The 20,543-nt window shown below is 40.0% G+C and carries 17 protein-coding genes; 12 read left to right on the top strand and 5 right to left on the bottom strand.

Annotation, left to right across the window (positions count from 1 at the left end):
- Window positions 1-13: 13 nt before the first annotated feature.
- The 8 genes from mscK to QQS40_RS10280 all read left to right on the top strand — a co-directional run bounded on the left by mscK (window position 14) and on the right by QQS40_RS10280 (window position 10,835).
- Window positions 14-3,355: a mechanosensitive channel MscK gene (gene mscK / locus QQS40_RS10315; protein ID WP_289901965.1), complete on the top strand. Its 3,342-nt coding sequence runs from the start codon at window positions 14-16 to the stop codon at window positions 3,353-3,355.
- A gap of 15 nt (window positions 3,356-3,370) precedes the next feature.
- A complete protein-coding gene (aroC, locus tag QQS40_RS10310) occupies window positions 3,371-4,444 on the top strand; it encodes a chorismate synthase (protein WP_329505182.1) in 1,074 nt (357 codons plus the stop codon).
- Window positions 4,445-4,509: 65 nt separating this feature from the next.
- A complete protein-coding gene (gene mepA / locus QQS40_RS10305; RefSeq protein ID WP_329505180.1) occupies window positions 4,510-5,382 on the top strand; it encodes a penicillin-insensitive murein endopeptidase in 873 nt (290 codons plus the stop codon).
- A 10-nt stretch (window positions 5,383-5,392) separates the two neighbouring features.
- Complete coding sequence (locus QQS40_RS10300; RefSeq protein ID WP_289901963.1) at window positions 5,393-6,160, top strand: TSUP family transporter; 768 nt, start codon at window positions 5,393-5,395, stop codon at window positions 6,158-6,160.
- Window positions 6,161-6,169: 9 nt separating this feature from the next.
- A complete protein-coding gene (gene lpxM / locus QQS40_RS10295) occupies window positions 6,170-7,129 on the top strand; it encodes a lauroyl-Kdo(2)-lipid IV(A) myristoyltransferase (RefSeq protein ID WP_289901962.1) in 960 nt (319 codons plus the stop codon).
- A gap of 113 nt (window positions 7,130-7,242) precedes the next feature.
- Window positions 7,243-7,785, top strand: a complete 543-nt coding sequence (gene apt / locus QQS40_RS10290) for an adenine phosphoribosyltransferase (protein ID WP_289901961.1) — start codon at window positions 7,243-7,245, stop codon at window positions 7,783-7,785.
- A gap of 16 nt (window positions 7,786-7,801) precedes the next feature.
- Window positions 7,802-9,946 carry a DNA polymerase III subunit gamma/tau gene (gene dnaX, locus QQS40_RS10285; RefSeq protein WP_111406545.1) on the top strand — a complete coding sequence of 715 codons (2,145 nt, stop codon included), beginning with the start codon at window positions 7,802-7,804 and terminating at the stop codon, window positions 9,944-9,946.
- A gap of 40 nt (window positions 9,947-9,986) precedes the next feature.
- Window positions 9,987-10,835, top strand: coding sequence for a DUF808 domain-containing protein (locus QQS40_RS10280; protein ID WP_314022924.1), 849 nt, complete (start codon window positions 9,987-9,989; stop codon window positions 10,833-10,835).
- Window positions 10,836-10,901: 66 nt separating this feature from the next.
- Here QQS40_RS10280 and proA read toward each other — a convergent pair whose 3' ends face one another.
- Both proA and QQS40_RS10270 read right to left on the bottom strand, forming a co-directional pair.
- Window positions 10,902-12,155 (bottom strand): glutamate-5-semialdehyde dehydrogenase, encoded by a 1,254-nt coding sequence (gene proA, locus QQS40_RS10275; RefSeq protein WP_329505173.1) that lies wholly within the window; start codon window positions 12,153-12,155, stop codon window positions 10,902-10,904.
- A 15-nt stretch (window positions 12,156-12,170) separates the two neighbouring features.
- Window positions 12,171-12,833, bottom strand: a complete 663-nt coding sequence (locus tag QQS40_RS10270) for a trimeric intracellular cation channel family protein (protein WP_197542195.1) — start codon at window positions 12,831-12,833, stop codon at window positions 12,171-12,173.
- A 133-nt stretch (window positions 12,834-12,966) separates the two neighbouring features.
- Here QQS40_RS10270 and QQS40_RS10265 point away from each other — a divergent pair, with 133 nt between their 5' ends.
- The gene (locus QQS40_RS10265) at window positions 12,967-13,767 is read left to right on the top strand and encodes an HI_1241 family integral membrane domain (RefSeq protein WP_290990134.1); all 801 of its coding nucleotides are present in this window, start codon (window positions 12,967-12,969) and stop codon (window positions 13,765-13,767) included.
- Entirely contained in the window at window positions 13,767-14,645 is an 879-nt protein-coding gene (locus QQS40_RS10260; RefSeq protein ID WP_290990132.1) for a DMT family transporter, read from the top strand. Before QQS40_RS10265 ends, QQS40_RS10260 begins: the two co-directional genes overlap by 1 nt.
- A 52-nt stretch (window positions 14,646-14,697) precedes the next feature.
- Here the strand turns inward: QQS40_RS10260 and QQS40_RS10255 are convergent, their stop codons facing one another.
- Entirely contained in the window at window positions 14,698-14,916 is a 219-nt protein-coding gene (locus QQS40_RS10255; protein ID WP_049357594.1) for an HP1242/YdcH family protein, read from the bottom strand.
- Window positions 14,917-15,154: 238 nt separating this feature from the next.
- On the opposite strand from QQS40_RS10255, the gene serS reads away from it, so the two are divergent.
- Both serS and tehA read left to right on the top strand, forming a co-directional pair.
- Window positions 15,155-16,444: a serine--tRNA ligase gene (serS, locus tag QQS40_RS10250; RefSeq protein WP_329505166.1), complete on the top strand. Its 1,290-nt coding sequence runs from the start codon at window positions 15,155-15,157 to the stop codon at window positions 16,442-16,444.
- A gap of 157 nt (window positions 16,445-16,601) precedes the next feature.
- The gene (tehA, locus tag QQS40_RS10245) at window positions 16,602-17,546 is read left to right on the top strand and encodes a dicarboxylate transporter/tellurite-resistance protein TehA (RefSeq protein WP_329505164.1); all 945 of its coding nucleotides are present in this window, start codon (window positions 16,602-16,604) and stop codon (window positions 17,544-17,546) included.
- A gap of 86 nt (window positions 17,547-17,632) precedes the next feature.
- Here the strand turns inward: tehA and rnb are convergent, their stop codons facing one another.
- The gene (gene rnb, locus QQS40_RS10240; RefSeq protein ID WP_329505162.1) at window positions 17,633-19,612 is read right to left on the bottom strand and encodes an exoribonuclease II; all 1,980 of its coding nucleotides are present in this window, start codon (window positions 19,610-19,612) and stop codon (window positions 17,633-17,635) included.
- A 66-nt stretch (window positions 19,613-19,678) separates the two neighbouring features.
- Window positions 19,679-20,467, bottom strand: a complete 789-nt coding sequence (locus QQS40_RS10235) for an SDR family oxidoreductase (protein ID WP_115180611.1) — start codon at window positions 20,465-20,467, stop codon at window positions 19,679-19,681.
- Window positions 20,468-20,543 lie beyond the last annotated feature (76 nt).

Below are 20,543 nucleotides of genomic sequence, written 5' to 3'. Positions count from 1 at the left end.
GAAAGTTGATTTCATGAAAAATATCTCTCATTTTTTGACTGTTTTAGTTTTTTCATTTGTTTTTGCTATTATGAGTTCTCAACCTAGTTGGGCTGAGGATTATGGTGCAGAACCGACTGAAAAAACACTAAAAAGTGAATTAGCTGAAACTGAAAAATTATCTGATGGTGATGAAAAAACAAATAAGGTGACGACGATTCAAGCTTCACTTGATTTTTTACAACAAATTCAAACCCAGCAAAAAAATAATAAGGATTTACAAGAAACGCTAATCAATGCTGAGTCTGAAATTCAGAAAAATAACACTGAACTTCAAAATCTGAAAAAACAGCAGAGTACATCAAATAATACTGATTATGCCTCGCAAAGTTTAGTGAGTTTGCAAGCACAGGTTGAGAAAATAACAACCCAACATCAAGATACCCAAGCCTCATTAAGTGCGGTCAATACGCAACTTGCAGCGCAAAGCTCGGTATCTGAACGAGCACAAACTGCATTGACGGATAATGTTAAACGTACTCAGGAATTGAATCAGCAGTTGAATGAACCAACCACTGATATGCTTTTAAAACAGAAAATTCAGCTTGAATTACAATTGATTGAATTAAAAAATACATACAATCAAATTTTGTTAAAAAATAGCGATCAGTTTACCATTCTTTATCAAAGTCGTTATGATCTATTAAGTGCCCGTGCACAAGCACAACAGCAACAAATTGCAGCCATTCAAGAAGTGATTAATCAAAAGAATTTGGCGCAAACACAAAGCCAAGTTGAACAGGTACAACAGCAAAGTCAAGGCACTGTAAAAAATCCATTTATTCAGAAAGAATTGGATCTGAATGCGCAGTTGAGTCAATATTTACTTGAGCAAACAGAGAAGACGAATACATTAACGCAAGATGAGTTGCGTATGCGCAATGTATTGGATAATTTAACTCAAACTCAACGTACCATTGATGAGCAAATTAGTGCTTTGCAAGGAACGTTAGTGCTTTCACGTATTATTCAACAACAAAAACAAAAATTACCAACCAATTTAAATATTCAAGGGCTTTCAAAACAAATCGCAGATTTGCGCGTGAAGATCTTTGATATTACTCAGAAACGTAACGAGCTTTATGATATTGATGCCTATATCAGTAAAATAGAGCAAGATGAAAATAAGTCTTTTACCCCAGCGGAAAAAGCACAATTAGCCAGTTTATTGACAGAACGTCGAAAAGTGGCCTCTGATTTGATTAAGTCATTGAATAATCAGTTGAATTTGGCGATTTCCTTAGAGCTAACCCAACAACAGATTACTCAAATCAGTGATCAAATTCAGTCTAAACTCGATCAACAAAGTTTCTGGGTAAAAAGTAATAATCCAATTAATTTAGATTGGATCAAAAAACTGCCAATGTCACTTAAGGCACAATTTGATGGCATTGGAAAGAAAATCGGCTTCCCGACAAATTTTGATAATTTGCCGTATTTACTTACTTATGTCTTTATTTTGTTTGTGATTGGTGGGTTGATTTTTAAATTTAAAGAATCGATTAAACAACGTTTGAGCGTGATTAATGGCGAAATTAATACGCTTCGTTCGGATAGCCAATGGCATACGCCTCTTGCGTTATTTTATACCGCACTTTTATCTTTATCAGGCACCCTTTGGTTCTTAGCGGCTTGCCAATTGTTGGGCTTTTTCTTGGTGAAAAACCCACAAGAGTTTTGGGAGTGGTCGCTCAGTATGGCGGGCTATTGGTGGTTCTTTAGTTTTGTTTTAGCTATTCTTCGTCCGAATGGCATTTTAGTGCGTCATTTTGGTTTTTCGAAAGAGAGCGCGGTTAACTTACAGGATGTGACGAAACGTATTATTGTTTCTGTTGTGTTATTACTGAATACATCAATTTTCAGTAATGTAATGGATACAGGCTTAGCCAATGACGTATTGGGTGAAATAAATACCATTGTTGCGTTGCTTTTCTGCATTGTAATTATTGCACCACGTTTTGTTCGCACAGAAAAATCCTTGAATTCAAGCACAACGGATCAGCGTGATAGAACGCTTTTAAAAATTATGCGCGTTTTATTGCAATTGGTCCCTGTTATTTTAATTGCGCTAATCGCTTTAGGCTATTATTACACGGCCTTAAATTTAATTACGCATATTATTAATACCTACATAGCGTGGGTAGTGTGGTCGTTGGTGCGTCATACAATTTATCGGGGCGTCACAGTAGCATCAAGACGTTTAGCATATCGTCGTTTACAAGAAAAACGTCAACAAAAACAGCAAGATTCAAGTGATGCTTCAGCTTCTGATGATGTGGTAGTCATTACCGAACAAGAAGAGGGATTGGCCTTAAATGAAGTACGTAGCCAGTTACTACGCTTTGCCGATCTCTTTATTTGGACCGCACTTTTTGCCATCTTCTATTATGTATGGTCAGATTTAGTGACCGTTGTAAGCTATTTGCGTGATATTACTTTATGGCAACAAACTTCAACAACTGAAGCGGGCGTGGTGACAGAAACGATTTCACTCTTTAACTTGATTGTTGCATTGCTGATTATTGTAATTACGTATATTTTAGTGCGTAACATTCAGGGTATTTTAGAAGTATTAATCTTCTCCCGAGTGAAACTTTCACAAGGTACGTCTTATACAATCACCACCTTATTAACCTACATCTTTGTTGCGGTTGGTGGGGCATGGGCATTCTCAACGCTCGGGATGTCTTGGTCGAAATTACAATGGTTATTTGCCGCCCTTTCCGTTGGTCTCGGTTTTGGTATGCAAGAAATCTTTGCAAACTTTGTTTCGGGTATCATTTTATTATTTGAACGTCCAATTCGTGTGGGCGATACCGTGACAATTAATGGCGTGACAGGTACGGTGGCGAAAATCCGCATTCGTGCGATTACCATGATTGATCCTGATCGAAAAGAAGTGATTGTGCCAAATAAATCTTTTGTAACAGGTCAAGTGATCAACTGGGCATTGTCTAATACAGTAACTCGTTTAGTGGTGTCTGTTGGTGTGGCATATGGTTCAGATTTAGACTTAGTGAAACGCTTATTATTGCAAGCAGCACATGAGCAACCAAGCGTCTTAAAAGATCCTGAACCAAGAGCATTATTCTTAACCTTTGGTGCAAGTACTTTAGATCACGAATTACGTGTTTATGTAGGGCAAATATCTGAGCGAAATGATACGTTGGATGCGCTCAATCGTCGTGTAAATGAGTTATTTGCAGAAAATAATATTGATATTGCATTCAATCAATTAGATATCTTTATTAAAAATAAAGATACTGGCGAAGAAATTCCATTTATTGATGTGGCAAAATTAGCCCAAAATCATTAATTAAAGAGAGACAATATGGCAGGGAATACTATCGGACAACTTTTTCGTGTGACAACCTTTGGGGAGTCACATGGTATTGCATTAGGCTGCATCGTTGATGGTGTGCCTCCGAATCTTGAATTATCGGAAGCCGATATTCAACCTGATTTAGATCGTCGTAAACCGGGTACATCACGCTATACCACACCGCGTCGTGAAGACGATGAAGTGCAGATTTTATCTGGGGTATTTGAGGGTAAAACAACGGGTACCAGCATTGGAATGATCATTAAAAATGGTGATCAACGTTCACAAGATTATGGCGATATCAAAGATCGTTTCCGTCCTGGACATGCGGATTTTACCTATCAACAAAAATACGGTATTCGTGATTATCGCGGTGGTGGTCGTTCTTCTGCGCGTGAAACCGCCATGCGTGTTGCCGCGGGTGCGATTGCGAAGAAATATTTACGTGAACAGTTTGGTATTGAAGTGCGTGGTTTTTTAAGCCAAATTGGCGAAGTAAAGATTGCGCCACAAACTGTCGGCAAAATTGATTGGGATAAAGTCAACAGTAATCCATTTTTTTGTCCAGATGAAAGTGCGGTCGAAAAATTCGATGAATTAATCCGTGAATTGAAAAAAGAAGGGGATTCGATTGGGGCAAAGCTAACTGTGATTGCAGAGAATGTTCCTGTTGGTTTAGGTGAGCCCGTTTTTGATCGACTTGATGCCGATTTAGCCCATGCTTTAATGGGGATTAATGCTGTTAAAGGTGTAGAAATTGGCGATGGTTTTGCCGTGGTTGAACAGCGAGGCAGTGAACATCGTGATGAAATGACACCAAATGGTTTTGAAAGCAACCATGCTGGCGGTATTTTAGGGGGCATTAGCTCAGGACAGCCAATTATTGCAAAGATTGCATTGAAACCGACATCCAGTATCACGATTCCAGGCCGTTCCATTAATTTAGCGGGAGAGTCTGTGGAAGTGGTGACAAAAGGTCGTCATGATCCTTGTGTGGGGATTCGTGCAGTACCCATTGCGGAGGCAATGGTTGCGATCGTGTTACTCGATCATTTATTGCGTTTTAAGGCACAATGCAAATAACTCTTTTAAATTAAGTTTCTTGTGCTCTTTTATTGAAGAGAAATCAACTTATTTTAGGAAATCTTATGAATAAATCTTTAGCAAAATTACTTTCAAGTGCGGTTGCTTTAGGGAGTGTTTTTTTCTCGTTACAAACAACAGCCTCGCCACAAGATTGGCAACGAATTAAACGTCCAATTCCTGCAACAGATGGTAAGGCAAATCCAATCGGCAGCTATTCGAATGGTTGTATTATTGGGGCAGAGCCATTGCCTTATAAAGGTGAGGGCTACCAAGTGATTCGTATGAATAAAAATCGCTATTATGGTCATCCGGATATGATTGACTATTTACAGCGTCTTGGACAAAAAGAGAAGTCAGCAGGCTTACCAACGATGTTAGTTGGGGATATTGCTATGCCAGGTGGTGGTCGCTTTTTAACGGGGCATGCAAGCCATCAAATGGGATTAGATGCGGATATTTGGTTGCGTATGGGCACTATGACAGACAGCGAAGCGTTAAATTCGGATGGAAAAGGTTTGCTCGTGGTGAACCGTCAAACACAACGTGTTGATGAAAATGTGTGGAATAACAATCACGCCACATTAATTAAACTGGCGGCACAAGATCCCAAAGTCACGCGTATTTTTGTGAACCCCGCGATTAAATTAAAACTTTGTCAAACTGCAGGAGATGATCGTACCTGGTTACATAAAATTCGTCCATGGTTTGGACATGATTCACATTTCCACGTGCGCATTGCTTGTCCGAAAGATGCCGCTTATTGTGAAGATCAAGCACCTGTACCAGCAGGCGATGGTTGTGGCGATGAACTTTATTCTTGGTTTGAACCCGCAAAACCAGGTTCAGGCTCTTCTAAACCAAAAGTAACACCACCAGAACCGTTTTTATGTCAGCAAGTGTTGAGTTCGCCAAATAGTAGCGAATGGTTAGAGTAGGAGTTAAATAATGGAGTTGGGGATTGATATATTAGCCATGCTTTTTGCTGCTGCCTTTATTGCCGCATTTATTGATGCTATAGCGGGTGGCGGAGGCTTAATTACAATCCCTGCCTTATTAATGACAGGTATGCCACCTGCAATGGCATTAGGCACGAATAAATTACAAGCATTCGGTGGTGCGTTGTCTGCAAGTATTTACTTTTTGCGTAAAAGAGCGGTCAATTTATCAGAGTTTTCTTTCATCTTATTGGTGATTTTTATCGGTTCGGTGGTTGGCACCTTGCTTATTCAAAGTTTAGATGCGTCATTAATTAAAAAAGGGCTTCCATTTCTCATTTTAGCGATCGGCTTATACTTTTTATTTACGCCTAAATTGGGCGAAAGTGATCGTAAACAACGAATTTCTTATGCTGTTTTTGCGTTATGTTTTGGCTCTCTTCTGGGTTTTTATGACGGCTTTTTCGGGCCTGGGACGGGTTCATTGATGAACCTAGCTTGTGTGACATTGCTTGGATTTAACCTAACCAAAGCCACCGCCCATGCGAAAGTGATGAATTTAACCTCAAATTTTGCTTCATTAATTTTCTTCTTTATTGGGGGGCATGTCATTTGGACTGTCGGTTTAGTGATGATGGTAGGAAGTCTGATAGGTGCAAATTTAGGTGCTAAAATGGTGATGGCAAAAGGCAAACAACTGATCAGACCGATGGTGGTGATTATGTCATTTATCATGACGATAAAAATGGCGTATGATCAAGGTTGGTTTCATTTTTAATGATTGATTATGACAGACTCTCAGAAAAAATTACGTATTACAGCACGAACAGGTTATGAACCACATTTTTCATGGTCATATTTGCACCCGAAAAATTGGGGCATTTGGCTTGGTATTTTTGTGCTTTTGTTACTCGCTTTTGTACCATTTCGTTTACGCGATAAAATGGCCGAGAAACTGGCTCGTGCGCTGACCAAAAAAATTGGTAAACCACGTATTCGTGCCGAGATTAATTTGAAACTCTGTTTCCCGGATTGGACGGCTGAGCAGCGTGAAAAAGTGATTGAAGAGATGTTTGTGACGGTCGCACAAGTCATGCTTGGTATTGGTGAAATTGCCATTCGTTCTAAAAAACATTTACAAAAACGCAGTGAATTCATTGGCCTTGAACATATCAAGCAAGCCAAAGCTGAAGGGCATAACATCATTTTAATGGTACCACATGGCTGGGCGATAGATGCTTCAGGCATTATTTTGCATACACACGGCATGCCGATGACGTCAATGTATAACCCGCACCGAAATCCGTTGGTGGACTGGTTGTGGACTTTAGCGCGTCAGCGTTTTGGCGGGAAAATGCATGCTCGCCAAAATGGTATTAAGCCGTTTTTAGCACATATCAAACAAGGCCAAATGGGGTATTATCTTCCAGATGAAGATTTTGGTGCCGAGCAAAGTGTCTTTGTGGATTTCTTTTCCACTTATAAAGCCACACTTCCTGGGTTAAACAAAATGGCAAAATTAGCGAAAGCGGTGGTTATTCCAATGTTCCCACGCTATAACGCCAAGCGTGGCAAGTATGAAATGGAAATTCGCCCACCAATGCAATTAAGCGACGATCCTGAGCAATCGGCCCGTGCGATGAACGAAGAAATAGAGTATTTCGTCACGCCAACACCCGAACAATATGTCTGGATTTTACAGCTTCTTCGTACTCGAAAAGACGGGGAAGATATTTACCCAGATTAATTCATTTTATTTACAAAAGTGCGGTCAAAATTCACCGCACTTTTGCATTTTTATATGCTAGAATGCGAGCCTAAAAACAGGATTTTTTCTTACTCTTTTTTGAGCAATTATTTATGAACAAACAACTTGAATTAATCAAATCTTCTATCAAATCTATCCCAAATCATCCAAAAGAAGGCATTATTTTCCGTGATATCACGAGCTTACTTGAAGCGCCTACAGCTTTTAAAGCCACAATCGATTTGATCGTTGAAAAGTATAAAGATCAAGGACTCACAAAAGTAATTGGTACTGAGTCTCGTGGATTTATTTTTGGTGCGCCAGTTGCATTAGCATTAGGCTTGCCATTTATCCCCGTTCGTAAACCGGGCAAATTACCTCGTGAAGTGATTGCACAGTCTTATCAGTTAGAATACGGTCAAGACACCCTTGAATTGCACACTGATGCCATTTCACAAGGTGATAATGTGTTAATCATTGATGACTTGTTAGCAACGGGCGGTACAGTTGAAGCCACCGTGAAATTAGTTCAACGTTTAGGTGGAGATGTGAAACATGCTGCCTTTGTGATTAATTTGCCAGAATTAGGGGGCGAAAAACGCTTACGTGATTTAGGCATTGATTGCTACACCTTAGTCAATTTTGAAGGCCATTAATTTTTAAAGAGATGCGATGAGCTACCAAGTTTTAGCCAGAAAATGGCGACCAAAAAACTTTTCTGAAGTAGTGGGGCAAAGCCATGTACTCACTGCTTTGGAAAACGGTTTAAAAGAAAACCGTTTACATCATGCTTATTTATTTTCCGGCACCCGTGGCGTGGGTAAAACCTCCATTGCTCGTTTATTTGCGAAAGGCTTGAACTGCGTAAATGGTATTACTGCTGATCCTTGCGGTGAATGTGAAAACTGTAAAGCGATCGAAGCAGGCAACTTTATTGATTTAATTGAAATCGATGCGGCTTCTCGTACCAAAGTAGAAGACACGCGTGAGCTGTTAGACAATGTGCAATATAAGCCTGTAGTAGGGCGTTATAAAGTCTATCTTATCGATGAAGTGCATATGCTTTCTCGCCATTCTTTCAATGCGTTGTTAAAAACCTTGGAAGAGCCGCCTGAATATGTGAAATTCCTACTCGCTACAACGGATCCTCAAAAATTACCGATTACGATTTTATCCCGTTGTATGCAATTTCATCTCAAAGCATTAGATGAACCGCAAATTTCAGCACATCTTAATCGCGTGCTTACTGCCGAAAATATTCCTTTTGATGCGCCAGCATTAGATAAATTAGCCAAAGCTGCACAGGGCAGTATTCGTGATAGCTTAAGTTTAACGGATCAAGCGATTGCCATGGGCAACGGTAAAGTTTCCACCGATGTGGTGAATACCATGCTTGGGTTGTTAGATGAAGATCAGCCGATTGAAATCATTTACGCCTTACATCAAGGTAACGGTGAGCGTTTAATGAAAACCATCCAAACGGTGGCTGAAAAAGCGGGTGATTGGGATGAGTTATTGGCAGAAACAGCTGAGAAATTGCATCAAATCGCGTTAATGCAGTTACTTGCTAAAAATGCCACAGATGAAAACGATCACTTAGGTTTTCTGGCCAAACATATTTCACCGGAAGACGTACAATTTTTCTATCAAGTGATTGTATCAGGTCGAAAAGAATTGGCCTCCGCACCAAATCGTCGAATTGGTGCCGAAATGACATTATTGAGGGCATTGGCATTCCACCCAAAGTTCCTTACGGCAGCACAAACGCCTAAACAAGGCGGGCTATCCCCTGAACAAAATACACAGAAAAGTGCGGTTGAAAATCAGCCTGTTTCTGGTTATGTGGATATGCCGGTGCTGTCGCAAAACATCAAAGCAAATTATTCTGCTCAAGCACAAAAGCCGATGGCTCAAGCGGCGGTTGTGCATTCCTCGTCTTCTCAACCAGTTTCCACTCAAACCACATCTTCATTGAATTTGGCTAGCCTTGCTGCGCTAGAGGCATTGAATCAATTAACGAAAATTGAGCAATCAGAGCGCCAACATCATCATGATGAACAGCAAGCCGCGGTGGAAGAAACCTTGCATCATCTCCAAGAGTTAGACGAGCAAAAAAACGCGCCTAAAATGACCGCACTTCCCGTGCGAGAGATGACACCACCGAAAGCTACGCAAACGAAAGCCGCGGTACCAAATCCAATGACTCAACAAGCTGACAAGTTAAAGCAAAGTATTGAGACGGTTGAAAATACCATTGATGACAATGCTGAAATAGATGCGGAAGAGCAAGAAATTCTGGATGCGGAAACCTATCGTTGGGAGTGGAGCAACCCGGATTTAGCCAAGGTGGATAGCGGTGTGCGTCCTTCTGATATTAAACAGGCAATGTTGAAAGATGTGACACCAGAGTTGCGTGAGAAAATTATTCAAATTACGCAAAAACAAGATCCTTGGACGGATATTGTCGAACGTTCAGGCGTGATTGGCTTTTCAAAAGAGTTGGCATTAAATTGCTTCATTAAGTCTCAAACAGAAGATGAAATTCAACTCGGGCTTCATTCTGAAAAAGCGCATTTAAAACAAGATCGAAATATTAAAAATTTAGTGGAACATCTTGAACGTTTATATGAAAAACCAGTCAAATTGTCGATTTTTGTTGAAGATTCCGATGTTTTAACACCGATGGATTACCGTAAAAAGGTTTATCAAGACTTACGTGAACAGGCGCGTACGGATTTGCAGCAAGATAAAAAACTGCTTTTATTACAAAAAGAGTTTGATGCGAAGTTGGATGTCGAAAGCATTAGACCAGTCTAAAACTCATTTCTCTAAATTTTAACTTTATAAAGGAAAGAATATGGCGTTTAGCTCTCTTTTTACCCTTATTGATGACATTGCATCGATTCTTGATGATGTCGCTTTGATGACCAAAATAGCAGCCAAGAAAACTGTTGGCGTGGTAGGCGATGACTTAGCCTTAAATGCTAATCAGGTAACGGGGGCATCTTCCGATCGTGAATTACCCATTGTTTGGGCAGTCACCAAAGGATCGTTAGTCAATAAAGTCATTTTAATTCCAATTGCTTTACTGCTTTCTGCGTTTTTACCTTGGTTGATCGTGCCACTTCTGATGATAGGTGGGGCGTATTTGTGTTTTGAAGGTGTAGAGAAAATTCTACATAAATTTATTGCTCATGAAGAGCACGAAGAAAAAACAACCTTTAATGAAGCCGCTAAAATTAAAGGGGCAATTCGTACCGATTTTATTCTTTCCGCTGAAATTATCATTATTGCATTAGGTGAATTAACTGAAGCCAGCTTGCTGACACGTATTATTTCCCTTTCGGTAGTGGGTATCGGGATTACTATTTTTGTTTATGGCTTAGTGGCATTGATTGTTAGAGCGGATGATTTCGGTTTATACCTTATCAAAAAAGGTGGTGTGGCGAAGTCAATCGGGAATGCAATTTTAGTGATTATGCCTAAATTTATGCGTTCACTTAGTTTTATCGGTACGCTTGCGATGTTCTTAGTCGGTGGTGGTATTTTCGTACATAATGTGGATTTCATTCATCATTTACTTGCTGATTATCAATTAGCGAATGGCTTATTAGGTAATGTGGCGACGTTAGTCGTGGGTGTGATTGTAGGCGCGATTGCTTGTGCGATTGTATTACCCGCGATGAAATTATTTGGTAAACACTAAAAACGAGATAAAAAATAACCGCACTTTGATGCTTTCAAAGTGCGGTTATTTTATGGATGGAACAGATTATTGGCGAGAAGTGTAATCACCTACACAAACCCATTTATAACTGGTTAAGGCTTCTAATCCCATTGGGCCGCGAGCGTGAAGTTTTTGAGTACTTACCGCCACTTCAGCACCTAAACCAAATTGTCCGCCATCGGTAAATCGGGTACTTGCATTCACATACACGGCTGCTGCATCCACTTGATTGATAAATTGTGTGGCTAGTCGTTGATTTTCCGTCAAGATACTTTCTGAATGTTGTGTGCCATATTCACGAATGTGAGCAATCGCCGCATCCATATCTTCAACCACCACAACATTGAGATCCAATGAGCCCCATTCTTGGCGTAGCGCTTGTTCAGTCACTTCTTGCACATCGACATTTGCAGCTTGAAGAATCGAAAGTGCGGTCGATTTTGCATGGAATTTTACTTTTTTCTCGGCTAAATATTTCGCGAGTTTTGGTAGGAAAGCATCAGCAATCGAGCGCTGAACTAAAAGTGTTTCCAGCGTATTACATGTGCTTGGACGTTGGCATTTTGCATTAGCAATCACCGCAAGGGCTTTTTCTTGGTCAGCACTTTCTTCCACAAAAAGATGGCAAACGCCTACACCACCGACAATCACAGGAATAGTGGAATGTTGTTTACAAAGCTCATGTAAGCCTGCACCGCCACGAGGAATAATCATATCCACATAACGATCCAATTTAAGCAGTTGCATCACAAGTTCACGATTCGGATCGGTAATGGCTTGGACTGCATGGCGTGGTAGTCCAGCTTGTTCAAGGGCATTTTGTACCACTTCTACTAAAATTTGGTTGGAATGTTGCGTTTCTTTTCCACCACGTAAAATCACGGCATTACCGGTTTTTAAGCAAAGGCTTGCCACATCAATGGTTACATTGGGACGTGCTTCGTAAATGGTACCAATCACGCCAAGCGGAGTACGAACGCGTTCGATCTTTAATCCGCTATCTAAGGTGCCTCCATCAATGATTTTACCCACAGGATCGGCGAGCGAAATCACATGGAGCACATCATTCGCAATGCCTTTTAGGCGATCTTCGGTTAATAAAAGACGATCAATTAATGCTTCTGATAAGCCATTTTGTTTTGCAATTTCAATATCTTTTTGGTTTGCGGCAAGAATACGATCCACTTGCTGTTCTAATTGATCTGCAATAATACTGAGCGCATGATTTTTTTCAGTGGTGTTTAACTGCGCTAAAATAAAGGCCGCATCTTTAGCCTGTTTGCCCATTTGTTCTAACATAATTATTCCTTTTAATTATTTTGTTTTCTTCGGTAATTTATCATTTGTTTCATCTTCTTGCTCTTGGAAATCGAAAACAGGTAGTCCCCAGCCAAATCGAACAGCAAGTAAACGCAGTGCAAAACCGCTGAATAAAGTCAGTAAAATCGTAAACGTATGATCTAATTGAATATGTTGTAATGCCATATACATCACAGCAGAGAAGAATGATACACTGGCGTAAAGTTCTTTTTGGAATACAAGGGGAATGCGGTTACAAAGTAAATCACGCAACACACCACCAAATGCCCCCGTCACCGTTGCCGCAATGGATGTCACGGTAAAGCCATAGCCCATATCAATGGCAATTTGTGCACCGATAATGGAATACACGATTAATCCTAAGGCATCTAACACCAAGAAAATTGTGCGGAAGTAGCGCATGAAATGTTTGATGAAAGGTGCGATAAAAACCGTTAATACAGCTGCACCAGCCACCATAATGAAATATTCAGGATGTTTAACCCAGCCAAGCGGGTAGTGTCCAAGTAATACATCGCGTACCGAACCGCCACCAATCGCCGTCACGCAGGCAATAATAATTACCCCAAAAATATCCATTTTTTCTCGTCCAGCGGCTAATGCACCGGTAATTCCTTCGGCAGTTATTCCAATAATATAAAGTACGCTTAATAGCATTTTTTTGTGGTTCCTAAAGTGCGGTTATAATTTTGCTTATTTTAAAAGGGAATGAGTCAAAATGCACGAAAGCCATTAAAAAAAGCCGTAAATTTTGGCATAATGCCGCTTTCTTTTTCTAATCGAGAATCTTATGTCAGAAGAACAATCCAAACCCTTAGCCGCATTTCTTGCTCTCTTGCCAATTGGGTTGCTATTAATTATTGAATTTTTTGCAGAGTCTTTGCAATCTGTTGAAAAACTGATTCCTCATTTAGCCTTTGGTGTGCTGATTGCTCAGCTACTTTGTTTGGTCGCCTTTATTAAAGGCGAAATTTGTCCAGGACAACGTGGACGTTTAATCAAAGCAAATGTCTGTTTTGCACTTTATTGGTTAGTTTGGCTTGGAATGAGCTTAGCCTCCCCACATCATTATGTGATGACTGATATTGTCAGTTTATGTGGATTATCTGCTGTATATGCAGTATGGAAACAACCTAAGGATGAAGTCGCTCGCCGTGGTTTTCTCTTAATGGCATCGTTGGTGAGTGGATTGGGTGTGATTGCGTATTTGATGATTTTCTTTGGCAATCCAACACCAAATTTCGTGCAATATAATCCATTGGCGCAAGCGGTGATGGGGGTATTATTGGCGAATTTATGCTTGTCTGTTTCTCGTAATCGTCTGCAAGGTTTCATTGCGTTACTGCCATTATTGATGATTTTACTGCTTGCACTGAATGCGTTGGCAGTACTGATCTTTATTGTTTATCAAGGTGTAAGTGCGGTCAGTTTTGATGGTGTTTTCGCATACGGTATTTATTTTGTTCTTCACTTAGTAATAGCAGGGGTATTGCTTTTGCACAGTGTTAATAAATGGAAACTTAGTTATAACAGCTTACTCATTTTGTTCTTTATGGTAGCGAGTTTGGCTGTCTGGGCAATGTTCATTTAATGGATAAAATAAAATCTTACGCCGCCCCGATGTTAGTCGTGGGCTGCGTGCTATTCGGTTTAGGAAGCCTAATTGTTAAGTTTGTGCCAGTGGGTGGTTATGCCATTGCATTTTGGCGTTTACTTATTGCCTCTTTTATTTTCTGGTTCTTAATGAAATTAAAAAGACAGCGTTTCCCGAAAAGCCGTAAAGCGATGATGTATGCTGTATTAGCCGGCATCTTTTTAGCCTTTGATTTATCCTTTTGGCATGAAAGTGTATATGCGGTAGGGCCGGGTATTTCAACGTTGCTGAATAGCTTGCAGATTTTCTTTTTGGCAGCAATTGGCTATCTTTTCTTTGGTGAACGCCAAACGAAATTACAAATGTTAAGCCTTTTTCTAGCGGTTGCGGGTGTTGTCTTAATCTCAGGGGAAGAGTTACAACATAATTTTGAGGGGATGTACGGCATTATCATTGGGCTCATTTCTGCAGGCATGCTTGCCACTTCAATGATTATGATTAAAAAAGTACACGAAGAAGAACCCACCGCTTTATTTTCGTTAATGTTTATTTTGAGTTTAAGTGGTGCGCTTGTTTTAATTGTTCCTTCGTTGATTTTTAATTCTGATAATCTTTATCCAACCACCTTCACCGATTGGGGATTAGTCTTCATTTATGGTGCAGTGATGCAATGTGTCGCCTGGGGCATGATTGCTTATACCATTCCTTATTTGTCGTTAGGTTTAACCGGTTTATTGCTTCTTTCTGAGCCGGTGGTGGCGCTTGTGATTGATTATTTTGGCTTGGATAAGCCCATCAATCATTGGCAATGGGCGGGGGCAGTGCTGACATTAGTGGCGATTTATCTGGGCTCTCAAAAAAACAAAACCGCTTAAAACAAAAAAGTGCGGTAAATTTCACCGCACTTTGTCTTCACATTAAACCAAATTACTCAGCTGCTTTCTTTTTCAAGTATTGATAGAGCTCGTCTTTAATCCGTAATTTTTCTTTTTTCAAGTTCTCAATTTCCGTATGAGTAGCGAGTTCTATGTTATCAATCTTATTTTTGATCTCTTGGTCTAATGCATTGTGCTTTTCAAACAAGCGATCGAAATAAGCATCTTTGTTTTTAAGCTTAGTGATTAAATCGCGAAATTCAGGAAACATAGGTTACTCCTCTTGGTTAACGTTCATTTTCATTATAGAACTTTTTTTTGCTGTTTCTAGTGTCTCATTCTCAGAATTTGACAGAGATCACAAAATTAAATCATGGCAAAGTGCGGTCATAAAATTGGATGTTTTTGAAGAGGTTAATAAAAGAAAAATCAGGCTTTTAACTGGTTTATTTGCTCAAAGCACGCTAGAATAAAGGCATCTGTTTCATAATGAAAAATAGGGAATTCCAATGATCGATCCAAATTTACTCCGTAATAATCTGGCTGAAGTAGCAGAAAAATTAAAAGTAAAACGTAACTTTATTCTTGATACGGAAAAACTTACCGCATTAGAAGAGCAACGCAAAGATTTACAAGTAAAAACTGAAACATTACAAGCAGAGCGTAACGCACGTTCCAAAGCTATTGGTGCGGCAAAAGCACGTGGTGAGGACATTGCACCATTATTGGCTGAAGTAGATAACATGGGCGAACAGCTTAACGAAGCGAAGTCCCAACTTGATGCGGTGTTAGCCGAAATCAATCAAATCGCATTAAGCATTCCAAACATTCCTGCGGATGAAGTACCATTAGGTAAAGATGACACTGAAAATAAAGAAATTTTACGTTGGGGTACACCGCGTACATTTGATTTTGAGATCAAAGATCACGTGTCATTAGGTGAAGATGCCAATGGCTTAGATTTTGCAGCAGGGGCTAAATTAGCAGGTGCGCGCTTTGCGGTCATGAAAGGTCAAATTGCTAAAATGCACCGTGCGTTAGCGCAATTCATGTTAGATCTTCATACCGAACAACATGGTTATTTAGAAACTTATGTGCCTTATTTAGTTAACCATGCGACCCTTTATGGTACAGGTCAATTACCTAAATTCGGTGAAGATTTATTCCATACTTTAGCGCTAGAAGGCGAACAACCTTACGCATTAATTCCAACAGCGGAAGTGCCGGTGACCAACCTTGTACGTGATGTGATTATTGATGAAGCAGATTTGCCAATTAAAATGACCGCACATACACCATGTTTCCGTTCTGAAGCAGGATCTTATGGTCGTGATACCCGTGGTTTAATTCGTATGCACCAATTCGATAAAGTCGAAATGGTACAGATCGTGGATCCAGATAAATCTATGGAAGCGCTTGAAGAATTAACCGGTCATGCAGAAAAAGTATTACAACTTTTAAATCTACCATATCGTAAAGTCTTACTTTGTACCGGAGATATGGGCTTTGGTTCTTGCAAAACTTACGACTTAGAAGTGTGGGTGCCTGCACAAAATACTTATCGTGAGATTTCTTCTTGCTCAAACATGTGGGATTTCCAAGCGCGTCGTATGCAAGCACGTTGCAAAGCGAAAGGGGATAAGAAAACTCGCTTAGTGCACACATTAAACGGGTCTGGTTTGGCAGTAGGTCGTACATTAGTGGCCGTGCTTGAGAACTATCAAAATGCAGACGGCTCGATTACTGTTCCAGAAGTATTACGTCCTTACATGGGCGGGTTAGAAGTGATCTGCAAATAATCCAAAATACATAAATTCAATTTAGGGCTAATGTTTATTAGCCCTTTCTTTCATCTAGAGAAATGAGATTTTTATTCTAGTCTTTGAGATAAATCCACATCAATATTCATGCATTTAGAGATAATCTTGTAAGGTATCAATTTTTAGGAGAATAATAATGACTGATAAACGACCATTTCCATTACCAACAGGGTATTTTGCGATTCCATTAGGTTTAGGTGCCTTGTCTTTAGCTTGGCTACATATGGGCGATACGCTCTCTTTTTCTCGGAATGTGAGTGATATTATTGGCGTAACGTCTGTTTCAGTATGGGCACTTTTCGTCTTGCTTTATATTTATAAAATGATTTATTTCTCTCACGAAGTACGCGATGAATATTGCTGTCCGATACGTTTTTCTTTTCTTGCCTTAATACCGATTACAACGATGTTAAGCGGGGATATTCTGTATCGTTGGCTTCCTCTCATTGGTGAGGGATTAATTTGGATTGGGACAATTGGGCAATTATTGTTTGCTTCCGTGCGTATTAGTGCGTTATGGAAAGATGGCACGTTTGAGCAGAAATCGACATTGCCACCTTTTTATTTGCCTTCTGTAGCAACTAATTTCACCAGTGCATCATCATTGGCCTTGTTAGGTTATCACGATTTAGGCTATTTGTTCTTAGGTGCAGGGATGATTGCTTGGATTATTTATGAACCGGTGTTATTCCAGCGCTTACGCGTGTTGCAAATTGAACCACAATTTCGTCCAACCATGGGGATCATTTTAGCGCCGGCATTCGTGGGATCGTCGGCTTACTTATCGCTTAATGGGGGAGAGATCGATCTTTTCGTTAAGTTCTTATGGGGATACGGTTTTTTACAAATGTTCTTTTTAATTCGCCTGTTCCCTTGGATTAGTGAAAAAGGGCTAAATATTGGCTTCTGGGCTTTTTCATTCGGATTAGCTTCTTTAGCAAATGGGGCCGTTTTTTTCGTTCATCATAATGTACTGAGCGGCTTGGCAAATGGTGCATTTATCTTCGCTAACCTGATGATGAGTGGTTTAGTACTGATAACACTAGGAAAAATTTTCAAAGGACAATTTTGGTTAAAGTAATTTAAATAAAAAGTACGGTTAAAAAATTATTTGCACCCCAAAAGTTGGACTAAACAGCCAATAATTGAGGTGCAAATTTTATATGCCTACATCATAATATTTCCTACAATGCTACGAGTTTCCTCTCGCACTTCGGTGAGTTTCACTTTCACTAAATCGCCGATTTTGTAGCGACGTTCTCCTTGAATATACAAGGCCAATTCATCAGTGTTCACTTGCATTTCAGCTTTATTCGGGTGCAGTGTAGAGGCCGGTACGAACATTGATGCACCATTTTCCAATAATTGAACACGTAAACCGCCACGCATTACATCTTGCACTTCTGCATCAAATCCAGTATTTTCAGCGACTTTGTCAGCAAGATAGCGACAATATAACCAGTCTGCGATATCACGCTCAACCAAGCGATTTTGGCGACGGGCTTCTTGTAAGCGAGCAAGGACTTCATCTTGTGGTTTTTCACAAGCTTGCTGTGTGAGTACGGCTTTAATTAAACGATGGTTCACCATATCGGAATATTTACGGATAGGCGATGTCCAGGTCGCATAACCTTCTAATCCAAGCCCAAAATGTGGAGCGAGTTCCGATTTAAACTCCGCAAAGGTTAAATAACGACGTAAACGGAATTCTAAATAGTCACCTTCAATGGGTTCAATATCATGACGCATTTGGCAATAACCTTTTAAGGTTGCCAAATTTTCCACAGAATAACGCTCAGCAAGCTCAGCTTGATTTTCTTCATTAGCTAAATTTGCCATTAAGAAATTATGCGCGTTTTCTAAGAATTTCTTATCAAACCCCGAGTGTGTATTAAAAATACCGGTTTGTGCTTGTTCAGCTAAGAATTGTGCAGCACAGATATTGGCGATGATCATGGATTCTTCTACGATTTGATTTGCAATACGACGATATTCCGCTTTAATTTCTTTCACTTTGCCATTTTCAGCGAGAATAAAGGAGTAATCCGGTTTTTCTTTAAATAAAAGAGAATGCGTTTTACGCCATTGAATACGTGCTTTAGTAAATTGATGTAACCAATCAATTTGCTGTGCAATTTCTGGTGTTTCCGGTTGCCATGCATCCGGTACTTGTTCTAAATAATCTGAGATCTTGTTATAGACTAATTTTGCTTTAGATTGTACATAAGCTGACACAAAATGCGGTTTAGCCGTGATGTTGCCGGCAAGATCCGTTTCGATATAACACACTAATGCAGGGCGAGTTTCATTTGCCATTAATGAGCATAAGTCATCAGACAATTCACGCGGCAACATAGGAATGTTAAAGCCAGGTAAATAATTGGTAAAACAACGCTGTTTCGCATCTTTTTCAATTTGTGAATCTAATGCAATGTAAGCTGTTGGATCCGCAATAGCAACGACTAATCGCCAGCCGGTTTGCGTACCATTTTGTTCGATAGGTTCAATGTAAAGCGCATCGTCCATATCCTGCGTGCTTTCAGAGTCAATAGTGACAAAATGAAGTGCGGTCAGATCTTCGCGAGTTTGTTGATCTAACATCTCATAGCTTTCGGCACCTTGCACAGGATGACGAGATTGCTCATGACGTGCCAATGTCACCCACCAAGGGGCTAATTCATCATCAGCACGGCAGATAAATTGATTGATAGTGGCATAGAAAAAGCGATCATCACGTAATGGGTGCGTTTTTAAATTTGCTACGACCCAGTCGCCTTCTTGTAATTCTTCTTTGACGGATTTAGCTTGTTGTGCACCAATGGGTTGGTTGATACTTGGGTGATCAACCAAAACTTGCAATTTCTTGTCTTTATTGAACCGCACTTTGGCAATAAAGCGCGTGAGCATTGGCTCAATTAATTCTTCAGGTTCAGCTTGCTCTTTATCGCCTTGTTTTTCAATGGTGGCTTTGATTTTGTCACCGTGCATCACTTTTTTCATTGCGGGTGGGGCAATAAAGTAGCTTTTTTTATCGCACTCTAAAAAACCATAAGCTTTATCAGTACTTTTTACCACGCCTTCAACGTGTTCTTTGCTATCGTGGATTTGTTGCTTAAGTTGTGCGAGTAATGGATTATCTTGGAACATAGTTATATTTAAAAAGAGAGAAAAGGCAGACTGAAAAGCCTGCCTAAAAATAGACTGTACGAAAAATTATTCTTCGCCTAATTCGCCCATTGCAGTGATGCTGAAACCTGCATCAACGTGAACGATTTCACCGGTAATACCCGATGCTAAATCAGAACATAAGAATGCGGCTGAGTTGCCCACATCTTCGATAGTGACAGTGCGGCGTAATGCTGCGGTTTTCTCAAAGGTAGAAAGCATTTTCTTGAAGTTTTTAATGCCTGATGCCGCTAAAGTGCGGATTGGACCAGCAGAGATCGCATTCACACGAATACCTTCTTTACCTAAATCCGCTGCCATTACGCGAGTTGCCGCTTCAAGAGATGCTTTTGCTAAACACATCACGTTGTAGTTAGGAATTGCACGTTCTGCCCCTAAGTAAGAAAGCGTTAACAACGCTGCATTTGGATTTAAGTAAGGACGAGCCGCTTGTGCCATTGCAACAAAACTGAATGCACTGATGTCGTGAGCGATACGGTAGCCTTCACGAGTTGCGGCGTTTACGTAATCACCATCTAATTGATCGCCTGGTGCGAATGCAATAGCGTGTACAAAACCATCAAATTTTTCCCAACGTTTGCTTAATTCAGCAAAGCAGTTTTGGATGCTTTCATCGGTCGCTACGTCTAAAGGTAATACGATGTCAGAACCAAATTCTTTTGCAAATTCTTCTACGCGTGGTTGTAATTTATCGTTTAAATAAGTGAAAGCAAGTTCAGCGCCTTGTTCTTTCATTGCTTTTGCGATCCCGTAAGCAATAGAACGGTTGCTTGCAAGACCTGTCACTAAAATACGTTTACCAGTTAAGAAACCCATATTTTTTCCTATGTTTGAGTTAAAAAAATCGACGAGATTATACTTGTTTTGTGTGCTTTCGGCAATTAATCACACT

Source organism: Haemophilus parainfluenzae (assembly GCF_036288925.1).
GTDB lineage: Bacteria > Pseudomonadota > Gammaproteobacteria > Enterobacterales > Pasteurellaceae > Haemophilus_D.
The sequence above is the reverse complement of the archived record's forward strand: the minus strand, read 5'-3'. Positions and strand labels throughout refer to the sequence as shown.